The organism is Streptomyces sp. NPDC002004, assembly GCF_053593975.1.
On record NZ_JBSFDP010000007.1, the window covers coordinates 291,290 to 302,818 of the forward strand.

At 74.2% G+C, this 11,529-nt stretch carries 9 protein-coding genes; 5 read left to right on the forward strand and 4 right to left on the reverse strand.

Going from position 1 to position 11,529, the window contains the following annotated elements; genetic code table 11:
* Positions 1-31: 31 nt before the first annotated feature.
* Both ACWCP6_RS14875 and ACWCP6_RS14880 read left to right on the forward strand, forming a co-directional pair.
* Complete coding sequence (locus tag ACWCP6_RS14875; RefSeq protein ID WP_450932807.1) at positions 32-1,708, forward strand: PucR family transcriptional regulator; 1,677 nt, start codon at positions 32-34, stop codon at positions 1,706-1,708.
* A gap of 184 nt (positions 1,709-1,892) precedes the next feature.
* A complete protein-coding gene (locus ACWCP6_RS14880; protein WP_450932808.1) occupies positions 1,893-2,666 on the forward strand; it encodes a hypothetical protein in 774 nt (257 codons plus the stop codon).
* A gap of 353 nt (positions 2,667-3,019) precedes the next feature.
* On the opposite strand, the gene ACWCP6_RS14885 is transcribed toward ACWCP6_RS14880, so the two are convergent.
* Positions 3,020-3,904: a GntR family transcriptional regulator gene (locus ACWCP6_RS14885; protein ID WP_450932832.1), complete on the reverse strand. Its 885-nt coding sequence runs from the start codon at positions 3,902-3,904 to the stop codon at positions 3,020-3,022.
* Between the two features lie 274 nt (positions 3,905-4,178).
* On the opposite strand from ACWCP6_RS14885, the gene ACWCP6_RS14890 reads away from it, so the two are divergent.
* Both ACWCP6_RS14890 and ACWCP6_RS14895 read left to right on the forward strand, forming a co-directional pair.
* Complete coding sequence (locus ACWCP6_RS14890; protein ID WP_450932809.1) at positions 4,179-5,060, forward strand: (2Fe-2S)-binding protein; 882 nt, start codon at positions 4,179-4,181, stop codon at positions 5,058-5,060.
* A gap of 175 nt (positions 5,061-5,235) precedes the next feature.
* Positions 5,236-6,279: a DUF2637 domain-containing protein gene (locus ACWCP6_RS14895; RefSeq protein WP_450932810.1), complete on the forward strand. Its 1,044-nt coding sequence runs from the start codon at positions 5,236-5,238 to the stop codon at positions 6,277-6,279.
* A gap of 64 nt (positions 6,280-6,343) precedes the next feature.
* On the opposite strand, the gene ACWCP6_RS14900 is transcribed toward ACWCP6_RS14895, so the two are convergent.
* From ACWCP6_RS14900 to ACWCP6_RS14910, 3 genes are all read right to left on the reverse strand, one after another.
* Positions 6,344-6,784, reverse strand: a complete 441-nt coding sequence (locus ACWCP6_RS14900; protein WP_450932811.1) for an ATP-binding protein — start codon at positions 6,782-6,784, stop codon at positions 6,344-6,346.
* A gap of 137 nt (positions 6,785-6,921) precedes the next feature.
* Positions 6,922-8,664, reverse strand: coding sequence for a pyruvate dehydrogenase (locus ACWCP6_RS14905; protein WP_450932812.1), 1,743 nt, complete (start codon positions 8,662-8,664; stop codon positions 6,922-6,924).
* Positions 8,665-8,766: 102 nt separating this feature from the next.
* Positions 8,767-10,077: a protein phosphatase 2C domain-containing protein gene (locus tag ACWCP6_RS14910; protein ID WP_450932813.1), complete on the reverse strand. Its 1,311-nt coding sequence runs from the start codon at positions 10,075-10,077 to the stop codon at positions 8,767-8,769.
* A 373-nt stretch (positions 10,078-10,450) separates the two neighbouring features.
* On the opposite strand from ACWCP6_RS14910, the gene ACWCP6_RS14915 reads away from it, so the two are divergent.
* The gene (locus ACWCP6_RS14915) at positions 10,451-11,488 is read left to right on the forward strand and encodes a helix-turn-helix domain-containing protein (protein ID WP_450932814.1); all 1,038 of its coding nucleotides are present in this window, start codon (positions 10,451-10,453) and stop codon (positions 11,486-11,488) included.
* Positions 11,489-11,529: the final 41 nt, after the last annotated feature.

The following is an 11,529-nucleotide window of genomic DNA, read 5'->3' on the forward strand; positions in this document are numbered from 1 at the left end:
CAAGATCGAGACAGATCGGCGGCGACGAGATATGCGGCTGCGCGCACTGCTGGACACCGATGCGCTGGGGCTGCGGCTGCTCGGCGGCGACGACGAGCTGGACCGCACGGTCCGCGGCGTGATGACGACGGACCTGCGGGACCCCAGCCGCTATCTCTCCGGCGGCGAGCTGGTGCTCACCGGGCTCGCATGGCGCCGCGACGCCGGCGATTCCGAGCCGTTCGTCCGTATCCTCGCGGGTGCCGGGGTCGTGGCGCTCGCGGCCGGTGAAGCCGAGCTCGGCGACATCCCCGACGACCTCGTCCAGGCCTGCGCGCGGCACCGGCTGCCGCTGTTCGCGGTGAACGAGTCCGTCGCGTTCGCCACGATCACCGAGCACGTCGTCCGGCAGGTGTCCGGCGAGCGGGCCGGCGATCTCGCGGCCGTCGTGGACCGGCACCGCCGGATGATGACCTCCGGCCCCGCGGGCGGCGGCCCCGACGTCGTGCTGGACCTTCTCGGCTCCGACCTGGATCTGCGGGCCTGGGTGCTCTCGCCGACCGGCCGGCCCATCGCCGGCTCGAACATCGCCGGGCCCGCGCTGCCCGTCGAGGTGTGCAAGCGGCTCGCCGCCGAGCACCTGGCGGCCGCACGCACCGGCCGGCGCGGACCGCACCGGGTGGCGGTGGACGGCGTGACGTACTCGCTGTTCCCCATCCGCAGCAGTGGCCGGGGCGCGCCCGCGGGCTCCCGGGACGTCCGCGAGACCGTGCTGTCGGACTGGCTGCTGGCCGTCGAGGCGGACGCCGGGGACTGGCCCGAGGAGCGGCTCGACCTGCTGCAGGGCGTCACCCAGCTGATCGCCGTGGAGCGGGACCGGCGGGACGCGGCACGCACGGTGCGCAGACGGCTCGCCCAGGAGGTCCTGGAGCTGGTACAGACCGGTGCGGCGCCGGCCGAGATCGCGGCCCGCCTGCGGGTGGCCGCACCGGTGCTGCTGCCGGGTCTCGGCGCGGCACCGCACTGGCAGGTCGTGGTGGCCCGGGTCGAGTGGGACGGCGCGGACCTCGAAGGCGGCCCGGTCGCCCAGTCGCTGCTGGAGGAGATCCTCGTCGACCCGCTGTCCGCGGGCCCCGAGCCGTCCGACCGGATCGCGGTCGCGCACACCGGCGACGAGGCCATCGCCCTGGTGCCGCTGCCCGCGGTGTCCGGCGAGCACGAGGGCGACGGGAGCGGGATGCTCGCCGACATGCTGCTGCAGACGGTGCGCGAGCCGCTGTCGGCCGGCCTCGACGGCGACGGGCGGCTCACCCTGGGCGTCAGCGCGGCCGTGCACTCCGCGGAGGGGCTGCGCGGCGCCCTGGAGGAGGCACGGCACGCCCGCCGGGTCGCCGCCGCGCGCACCGGCCGGGTGTGTGCCGCGGGCCACCAGGAACTGGCTTCGCACGTCCTGCTGCTGCCATTCGTCCCGGACGACGTCCGCCGCGCCTTCACGGCCCGCCTGCTGGACCCCCTGCGCGAATACGACCGCCGTCACCGCGCGGAGCTCATCCCCACGCTGGAGGCGTTCCTCGAGTGCGACGGCTCCTGGACGCGCTGCGCGACCCGGCTCCACCTGCACGTCAACACGCTGCGCTACCGCGTCGGGCGGATCGAGCAGTTGACGAGCCGTGACCTCTCGCGCCTGGAGGACAAGCTGGACTTCTTCCTGGCACTGCGGATGAGCTGACGCCCCAACGGGTCCGCGGCCGGGGCCGGCGGGCCCCGCACTCCCCAACCGCCCCACGCGCCCCCGCACTTTGTGAAATCCTTCACCCACCCCCTTGGCCGGGCCCGCCCATTCGTGCTGAGATTCCGGCACCACTCAGGACCACAAGGGCGTGCTCGGGGAGGACAACGTGGCGCATACCGCCATGTCTGGTTCCGGAACGACTGCAGGGGACGATCCACTCCAGACCGCGGTATGGCGGCTGCGCTCGCGCGCCTGCTGGACCGACGCGGCCGCGCTGCTCGAACCGCGCGCGAGGACGGACACCGAGGCCGCGTTGCAGCGGGTGTCGCTGCTGGTCGAGCGGTGCCTGTACACCGAGCGCGGCTGGGCCGACGCGGAGGATGCGCTGCGTACGGCGGAGGCGCTGGCCCATGACGACGACGAGCGGGGCGCCGCCGCGTGCGAGCGGGGACAACTCGCCTACGCGTCGACGCTGCTGGGGGTGCGCGACCGCGCGGACGAGGCCCGGTCGGCGCTCGGCCGGGCCGCCGCGCTGATCCCGCCCGGAGCCCCCGGCCGGCCCCTCCTGGACTTCCGGCGCGGTCTGATGGCCGAGAACATCGCCGACTCGCCCCAGGCCGCCCGCGCCGCCTACCGCCGGGCCCACGCGGGCGCCACGGCGCACGGCGACACGCTCCTGCTCTCCTTCACCTGGCGGCATCTCGCCGGGCTGGCCCTGCGCGACGGCGAGGTCGCCGAGGCCCGCCACGGGTTCGCCGAATCCCTGCGCATCCGCGAGGAGTTGGGCTATCTCGTCGGTACGGCGCCCGCGCTGGCCTCGCTCGCGGACACCGAGCCGGAGCCGGAGGCGACCCGGCTGCGCACGGAGGCCGCGCGGCTGCTGCGCCTGCTCGGCGGGGTCCCCACCTGGCTGGCCCCCCGGCTGGAGGAGCCGCCACCGGCACAGGCGGTGTAGGCCCGGCGCCACGGTCGCATCACAGGCCGGGGCACCCGGAGCAGAGGCAGGTACGGGCAGCAGCCCCCTGCCGCGGCCGCCGTCCGACGGGAGGGGGCATGGCGGGACCTCCGCCCACAGCGGCCGGCGCACACGTGCCGAGTGGCTGAAGGTGTGACGGAGGCGCGCCGGTCCGAGGACGGAGGTCCCGGCGCGCACCCGACCCACGACGGACAAGCGGCGCATCACCCGAGCGCCGCAGGCACGGACACGGTCCGGCCCCCGACGGCGTCGGCAGGAGACCTGGCCCCACGACAACGTCCGCGCTGCGCGGCGGCAGCGCCGCAACCCGGTCGACCCGACCCCGGGTCGGGTCAGACCGCGCCCGTGAAGTGTTCCTGCACCAGGGCCTGGACGGTGAGGAAGTCCTGGGCGACCAGCGCGTCCAGGAGCGCCGTGTGCTCGGCGGCGTCGGCGAGCAGGGCCGCCCGCCCCGTTGCGGGCGCGTTCGTCAGGGGCCACTGCGAGCGGCGGTGCAGATCGTCGGCGATCCGGATGAGCTGCTGGTTGCCGGAGAGGCCGAGCACGGCGCGGTGGAAGGCGCGGTCGGACTCGGCGTACCCCGCACGGTCTCCGCCCTGCGCGGCCACCGCGGTCGCCTCGGCGAGCGGCCGCAGCTCGGCCCAGCGCGCCGCGGGCACCGTACGGGCCAGCCGCAGCATGACCGGGACCTCGATCAGCGCCCGCACCTCCGCCAGCTCGGACAGCTCGCGCGGGCCGCGCTCGGCGACGCGGAACCCCCGGTTCGGCACCACCTCGACCGCGCCCTCGACGGCGAGCTGCTGCATGGCCTCGCGCACCGGGGTCGCCGAGACCCCGTACCGCTCACCGAGACACGGCGCCGAGTACACCTCGCCGGGCACGAGCTCCCCGTCCACCAGCGCGCTGCGCAGCGCGTCGAGCACCTGCCCGCGTACGGAGGCCCGCCGCACCGTCCGCGGCGCGGCCGCCGGCTCCGGAGCGGGGGCCGGCTCCGGAGCGGGGGCCGGGACCTGGACCGGCGCGGGAATGGGCGCTTCGGTGTGAGGGTGCTCACCACGGGCCGCGGAACGGACCGGTGCGTCGTACACCGCGCCGTCGCACCGGGCACCCCACGGACCCCGGGCCCCCCGAGGCTCGGGTACGCGCGCACCCGAGGGAGCGGACCACCCCGGCTCCGCCGGACCCCGTGCCGTGGACGCCGCGACGTCCCCGGGCATGCCGGAGCCGTCCGTGGTGCGTACGCGCGCCATGGGCTGCTCCACTCGTCCTCCTCCGGCCCGGTCCCGGTCGGGCGGCCTGTCCGCTGCCCCGTGGGCACGGGGCGGCCCGGCTCGTCCGGCCCGGCCCCGCAGGGGCCGCCGCCGTTCTGTCGGGTGCTGCCCCGTCGGGGGCGTCCCAGCACGATAGGCGCAGCGCGCCCGAGTTCAAACCTCGAACAGGTTCGGGTAAGGTAAGCCTTACCTGCTAACGATCGCGATCCGGTGGTCCTGCATGCCCTCTTCCGCCTCGGCCGTCCAGGCCGCATCCGCCTCGCGCCCCGGCGCCGGGGGCCCGGCCGCTTCGGCCGTGGCGGAGGCGTACGCGCGGCTCGCCGAGGCGTTCCCCGGACTGAGGGTCACGGAGCTCGGTGCCGGAGAGCAGGTCCCGCACGGCGGCGGCTGGACGGCCGCCGCACGGCTCGCGGCCGGCGGTGCCGACCTCGACGCCTTCATCGCCTGGGACCGCGCACAGGTCCTGCGGGACTACGGGCAGGAGGCGCGCCCGGACGTCGTCGCCGGCTTCGGCCTGCACCGGTACGCCTGGCCGGCCTCGCTGCTGTTCACGATGCCGTGGTTCCTGCACCGCCGGGTGCCCCGGATCCCTGTGGAGAATGTCTCCTTCCAGCGCGCGCTCGGCCTCATGACGGTCCGCGTGGACGGCTTCGCCTGTCTGCCGGACGACCCCGCGGCCGCGCTGCCGGGGGCCGTCGTGGTCCCCGGCGACGAGGCGCTGCGGGCCGAGCTGCGGACCGCGGTGGCGGTGCACCTGGAGCCGGTGCTCGCCGGTTTCGCCCCGCGGATGCGGCGTCGCGGGCGGGCCCTCTGGGGCATGGCGACGGACGAGATCGTCGAGAGCCTCTGGTACGTCGCCCATCTGCTGGGCGAGGAGCACCGCGCGCGGACCGAACTGGAGCGGCTGCTTCCGGGGGCGACCGAGCCGTACGCGGGCTCGGCCGCGTTCCGGGCGCTCACCGGCCCCGGCGGCGAGGCGCTGCCGACCCGGGACCGTGCGAGCTGCTGCCTCTTCTACACACTGCGCCCCGACGACACCTGCCTCACCTGCCCCCGCACCTGCGACGCGGACCGGTTGGCACGGCTGGCCCCTCCCACCTAATCGAACTCAACTCCCCCATCAGGCACGTCTGTTCGACCCGAAAGGTACCGATCGCCGCCCCGGTCGACTCCTTGGCGTCCTCTTGCCCCGAATGGCCCTGAGGGTCTCCGCGATTGAGCCACTATGGCGCCCACGACAACGCCGTACCGCTCAGCACGCTCTGCAAGGGACCCAGATGAGACTGACCGACATATCGCTGAACTGGCTGCTGCCGGGCGTAGTGCTGCTCCTGGGCCTGCTGGCGGCGGTCGCGGTGCTCGCGCGCGGCAAGCGCACCGGGGGAAAGGTGTCCGCCGACGACTCGTGGGAGCGCACCGAGGAGCGCCGCAGGCGCAAGGAGGCCGTCTACGGCATCGCCTCGTACGTCCTGCTGTTCTGCTGCGCCGCGGTCGCCGCCGCCCTGTCCTTCCACGGCCTGGTCGGCTTCGGCCAGCAGAATCTGAACCTCTCCGGCGGCTGGGAGTATCTGGTGCCGTTCGGGCTCGACGGCGCTGCCATGTTCTGCTCGGTGCTCGCGGTCCGCGAGGCCAGCCACGGTGACGCGGCGCTCGGCTCGCGCCTTCTGGTGTGGACGTTCGCGAGCGCCGCGGCCTGGTTCAACTGGGTGCACGCCCCGCGCGGCCTGGACCACGCAGGCGCCCCGCACTTCTTCGCCGGCATGTCGCTGTCCGCGGCGGTGCTGTTCGACCGCGCCCTGAAGCAGACCCGACGGGCCGCGCTGCGCGAACAGGGACTCGTGCCGCGGCCGCTGCCGCAGATCCGGATCGTACGGTGGCTGCGGGCACCCCGGGAGACGTTCGGCGCCTGGTCGCTGATGCTGCTGGAGGGCGTACGCACCCTGGACGAGGCGGTCGAGGAGGTGCGCGAGGACCGGCGGGAGAAGGATCTGAACCGCTCGCGCAGGCGCGAGCAGGAGAAGCTGGAGCGGGCGCGGCTGCGTGCGCTCAGCCGGGGAGCGCGCGGCTGGCACGGGCGCGGCGGACGGCAGGTCGATGTGCAGACCGTCACCGCGGAGCGGGCCCCGGCGCAGGTCGGCGCGGAGCCCGCCATATCCGCGCCGGATCAGCTGCCGATGCGTACCCGGCCCTCCCTTCAGGCCGTCAGGCACCCGTCTGAGCCGGTCACCGTCGACCTCACCGCCGAGGACGACACCCAGGCGCTCCCCCGGCTCGACACGCTGGAGCGCAAACTGAAGGACCTCGAGCAGCAGTTCGGCTGACGCGCCGCCCCGGGGCCCGTGCCGGGGCGGGCACGCGCCCCGGCACGGCACACACGCGTCGTCGTCACACCGCGCCGCCGTCCAGCTCGAACCACACCACCTTGCCGACCTCCTGCGCCCGTACGCCCCAGGCGTCGGCCAGGGACTGCACGAGCACCAGGCCACGGCCGTGCGTACCGTCGTCCGCGACCGGTACCCGCAGCCGTGGTCTGCGGGCCACGAAGTCCCGTACCTCCACGCGAAGGGTGCGCGGGCCGACCGTCGCCGTCAGGACGGCGTCGTTGTCGGTGTGCACCAGCGCGTTCGTGACGAGCTCGGTGGCGAGCAGCTCCGCGATCTCCGACCGGCCCGGTGGACCCCAGTGCCGCAGCAGTTCGCGCAGTGCCCGCCGGGCCTCGGGCACGGCCCGCAGATCGGCCCGGCCGAGGTCGCGCCTCAACGCCGGCTGTTCCTGGTGCACGGCACCGCCGCCGTTCCGTCTCTCGTTCTCCGCCTTCCGCGGCATGACCCCCGCCCGCACCCCGTCGTGTTCTCCTCCTGCTCGATTCAGTACGTCGAACAGGCACACGGAGATGCATGCCCCCGCCCACCACGGGGCACGCCTTCCGGTGCCCGTGCGCACACGGGCCGTGACGGCGGCCGTCAGGGGCGGGGGACGTTGCGCAGATTGGATCGCGCCATCTGCACCATCCGCCCCACGCCGCCGTCCAGCACGATCCTGGAGGCGGAGAGCGCGAACCCGGTGACCATCTCGGCGCTGATCTTCGGCGGGATGGAGAGCGCATTCGGGTCGGTGACGATGTCGACGAGCGCAGGGCCCTTGTGCTTGAAGGCGTCCTTCAGCGCTCCGGCCAGCTGCCGGGGCTTCTCGACGCGCACGCCGTAGGCCCCGCACGCGCGGGCGACGGCCGCGAAGTCGGGGTTGGTGTTCGCGGTGCCGTAGGAGGGCAGGCCGGCGACGAGCATCTCCAGTTCGACCATGCTGAGCGAGGAGTTGTTGAACAGCACGATCTTCACCGGCAGGTCGTACTGCACCAGTGTGAGGAAGTCGCCCATCAGCATGGAGAAGCCGCCGTCGCCGGACATGGAGACGACCTGCCGGTCCCGGTCGACGAACTGCGCGCCGATCGCCTGGGGCAGGGCGTTCGCCATCGAGCCGTGCGAGAAGGAACCAATGATCCGGCGCCGGCCGTTGGGCGAGATGTAGCGGGCCGCCCAGACGTTGCACATGCCGGTGTCGACGGTGAACACGGCGTCGTCGTCGGCGAGTTCGTCCAGCACCGATGCCACGTACTCGGGGTGGATGGGGACGTGTTTCTCGACCTTGCGCGTGTACGCCTTGATGACGCCTTCGAGCGCGTCGGCGTGCTTCTTGAGCATCTTGTCGAGGAACCTGCGGTTGGACTTCTCCCTCACGACCGGCGTCAGACAGCGCAGCGTCTCGCGCGCATCGCCCCACACCGCCAGGTCCAGCTTGGAACGGCGGCCCAGGCGTTCGGGGCGTACGTCGATCTGGGCGATCTTGACGTCGTCGGGCAGGAAGGCGTTGTACGGGAAGTCGGTGCCCAGCAGGATCAGCAGATCGCACTCGTGGGTGGCCTCGTAGGCGGCGCCGTAGCCCAGCAGCCCGCTCATGCCCACGTCGAACGGGTTGTCGTACTGGATCCACTCCTTGCCGCGCAGCGCGTGCCCCACCGGGGACTTGATCTTCTGCGCGAACTCCATGACCTCCGCGTGCGCGCCCGCGGTGCCGCTGCCGCAGAAGAGGGTGACCTTCTCCGCCTCGTCGATCATCTCGGCGAGCCGCGCGATCTCGGTGTCGCCGGGGCGCACGGTCGGCCGGGAGGTGACGAGGGCGGTCTCGGCCGCCTTGTCCGGGGCGGGCTCGGAGGCGACGTCGCCGGGAAGCGCGACCACGCTGACACCGCCCTGGCCGATCGCGTGCTGAACGGCGGTCTGCAGCAGCCGGGGCATCTGCCGCGGACTGGAGATCAGTTCGCTGTAGTGCGAGCACTCCCGGAACAGCTGGTCGGGGTGCGTCTCCTGGAAGTAGCCGAGGCCGATCTCGCTGGAGGGGATGTGCGAGGCGAGGGCAAGGACCGGGGCCATGGAGCGGTGGGCGTCGTACAGGCCGTTGATGAGGTGCAGATTGCCCGGCCCGCAGGAGCCCGCGCAGGCCGCCAGCTTCCCGGTGATCTGGGCCTCGGCGCCGGCCGCGAAGGCGGCGGTCTCCTCGTGCCGGACGTGGATCCAGTCGATGGCGGCATTGCGCCGGATCGCGTCCACGACCGGGTTGAGGCTGTCGCCGACGACTCCGTACAGGCGTTTGACCCCGGCCCGTACGAGGATGTCGACGAACTGTTCGGCGACGTTCTGCTTGGCCATGCTGCACGTACCCCGCATCTCTCGATGTCCGTCGTCCGGCGTCCGTCCGTCGACGTCCGCCGAGATCACCGATACGGGTCCATGAATTCACAACCCCGGCGGTTACGCCTCCCAAACTGCCGCCGCTGTCCGATCGTCGGCGTATCCCTTGACCCGGATCTGGGCGTCCGCGAGGAACGCGGCGAGGCCGGGAGGGGCGCCCCCGGACCAGCGTTCGGTCAGGCGTTCGGAGAGCGCGGGCTCACCGCGGAGCGGCTCGGCGAGGCCCGGGGTGCAGAGCAGCAGGGTGTCGCCCGGGCGGGCGACGGAGGCACGGAAGCGGAACGGCTCGTGCGGGAACTCGGGCAGGGGGTCGTAGGGGCTCGGCGGTGTGGTGACGCCGAGGTCCATGGTGAGCCGGTCGCCCTCCGCCGTCCCGCTCGGCACGGCCGACCCGAACCCGACGACCGGCTCCCCCGCCGTCGGCGCGACCCGCGGCTCGATGTCCTGCCAGGCGCCGTCGCGCAGCCGGAACAGCCCTCCGCCGCCGACGCCGAAGAACACCCGGGTCCGGCACTCCGGGTCGGCCGGCAGGAGCAGACAGCGCAGCGACGCCGCGTAGGCGTCCGGCGGGACGCCCAGGTCGGCGGCGCGGGCGCGGAGCCTGCCGAGGCTGCGGTCGGTGAGCCGGTGCAGACCGGACTTCAGATCCCCGCGGCGGGCCGCCCTGATGTCCTCCACCAGCCGCGCGCAACTGCGCCCCACGGCCTGCCCGATCGATGCGCACACCTCGGCGGCGGCACGGTGAGCCCCTGCGGCGGCCCGGGTTCCGGTGGCCATGGCGACCAGGACGAGCGCTCCGTCCCCGGTCCCGAACCTGGCGGTCAGTATCGCGTCCCTGCGCGACTCCCCGCGATAGCGGGCCGAGTCCCCGCGCACGGAGACGGCCCGTAAGGTGCAGGCGCCGTAGCGGGCCCCGTCCAGCACCGTGTCGGCGACGAGGTCGCCCAGGTCGGCGGGGTCGGCCGGGGGCAGGGCGGTGGGCTCGGGATCGTAGGTGGGCGGGCGGTCCCCCACATGGGCGAGGACGGCCCGTTCCCGGGCGGCGCCGCCCGGCCTCTCCTCGGCGGCGTCGGCGGCCCGCGCCTCGGCCGTGCCGGCGCGCCCCTCCGCGACGGTGCCCGGGGGCCTCCCCGCGGCGGTGTCCGGGGACTTCTCCGCGAAGGTGTCCTCGGGGTCCTCCGCGAAGGTGTCCGCCGCCGGATCGTCCTCGGCGCCGGGCTCGTACTCGGTTCCGGGTTCCAGTGTCCCCGCCGCCGACGCGAATCTGTCGTCCAGCGTGTCCGACGTGGCCCGCGGCGCCGTGTCATCCACGGGAGCGTCGTACAACTGGCGCCACCAGTCGTCCTCGTGCCTCTCCCCCTGCTGGCTCATGCCCTCATTGTCCACAGCGAGGCCCGTCCGAAAACGGTGCATCCGGAAAAACCCGTGCCGGATCGATGGCATCGAACAGGCAAGCGAGACCGCCGGGCGCCACCACCCGCCACGGGAACGACGCCTGCGCGGCTGCGGCCGGGCCGTCGAAGGCACCGCCGCGGTGACGGCCGGGACGGCGGCGGTCGCCGCCGCGCAGAGCCCCGCGCGGCGCGTCCCAAAGGGCGCGTCGCGGGCGAAGGTTGGTGCTGCGGTGGCGCCACCTTGGCAGAGAGCAGGGTGGTACGGGGATGATGTACGAGGCGGGTTTGCGCCGTGGCCGATTTCCGCCACGGGGCCGCCGGAACCGACGCTTGGGGAGGGACGTCGCCGGATGCTGGCTGCGATAGGTCTGGACGAGCTGCACGAATCGGCGTACCGCGCCCTGGTGTCGGTGGGTGCGGTCGACGTGTCCGACCTGGCGCGGCGTCTTGCGCTCGGCGAGACCGAGACGGAGCGGGCGCTGCGCAGGCTGGAGCGGCACGGGCTCGCCGCGCAGTCGTCGGCGCGGCCCGGCCGCTGGGTCGCCGCGCCGCCCGGGGTGGCACTGGGCGCCCTGCTCACGCAGCAGCGGCACGAGCTGGAGAAGGCGGAGCTGGCGACTGCCCTGCTCGCCGAGGAGTACCGCGCGCAGGCCTCCGAACCGGCGGTGCACGACCTGGTCGAGGTGGTCACCGGCGCGGCGGCGGTGACCCAGCGGTTCCTCCAGTTGCAGCTGGGCGCGACCGACGAGGTGTGCGCGCTGGTGACGGGACGTCCGGTGGCCGTCTCCGGGACGGACAACGCCGCCGAGGAGCAGGCCACGGGCCGCGGCGTCACCTACCGGGTGGTGGTCGAGCGCGAGGTGCTGTCGATGCCGACCGGCCTGACCGAGCTGAGCGCGGCGATCGGGCGGGACGAACAGGTGCGCGTGGTCGACCGGGTGCCGACGAAGCTCGTCATCGCCGACCGGACGCTCGCCATGGTGCCGCTCACCTCCACCAGCGCGGAGCCCGCCGCCCTCGTGGTGCACGCGAGCGGTCTGCTGGAGTCGCTGAGCGGACTGTTCGAGGCGGTCTGGCGGGACGCCCTTCCGCTGCGCCTGGGCGCGGGGGGCCGGGTGACCGAGGAGCGGCCCGACGGTCCCGACGAGGCGGACCTGGAGATCCTCTCGCTGCTGCTGGCCGGGCTCACCGACGCGAGCGTCGCCAAACAGCTCGACCTGGGCCTGCGCACCGTGCAGCGCCGGGTGAAGCGGCTGATGGAACTGACGGGGGTGACGACCCGGCTCCAGCTGGGCTGGCACGCGTACGAACGCGCCTGGGTGGCGCGGGTGCCCGGCGGGGGGCGGGGCGCCGTCGAGACCGGCGGCGGGGGGCGGGGAGCCTCCTGAGCCGTCGGCCCGCGCGGTCCCGCCGACGGCCTGTGCGGGAC

What these genes read in the sequence shown, in the direction of transcription:
- ACWCP6_RS14875 (WP_450932807.1), top strand. Translation starts at nt 32, where the DNA reads ATGCGGCTGCGCGCACTGCTGGACACCGATGCGCTGGGGCTGCGGCTG.
- ACWCP6_RS14880 (WP_450932808.1), top strand. Translation starts at nt 1,893, where the DNA reads ATGTCTGGTTCCGGAACGACTGCAGGGGACGATCCACTCCAGACCGCG.
- ACWCP6_RS14885 (WP_450932832.1), bottom strand. Translation starts at nt 3,904, where the DNA reads ATGCCCGGGGACGTCGCGGCGTCCACGGCACGGGGTCCGGCGGAGCCG.
- ACWCP6_RS14890 (WP_450932809.1), top strand. Translation starts at nt 4,179, where the DNA reads ATGCCCTCTTCCGCCTCGGCCGTCCAGGCCGCATCCGCCTCGCGCCCC.
- ACWCP6_RS14895 (WP_450932810.1), top strand. Translation starts at nt 5,236, where the DNA reads ATGAGACTGACCGACATATCGCTGAACTGGCTGCTGCCGGGCGTAGTG.
- ACWCP6_RS14900 (WP_450932811.1), bottom strand. Translation starts at nt 6,784, where the DNA reads ATGCCGCGGAAGGCGGAGAACGAGAGACGGAACGGCGGCGGTGCCGTG.
- ACWCP6_RS14905 (WP_450932812.1), bottom strand. Translation starts at nt 8,664, where the DNA reads ATGGCCAAGCAGAACGTCGCCGAACAGTTCGTCGACATCCTCGTACGG.
- ACWCP6_RS14910 (WP_450932813.1), bottom strand. Translation starts at nt 10,077, where the DNA reads ATGAGCCAGCAGGGGGAGAGGCACGAGGACGACTGGTGGCGCCAGTTG.
- ACWCP6_RS14915 (WP_450932814.1), top strand. Translation starts at nt 10,451, where the DNA reads ATGCTGGCTGCGATAGGTCTGGACGAGCTGCACGAATCGGCGTACCGC.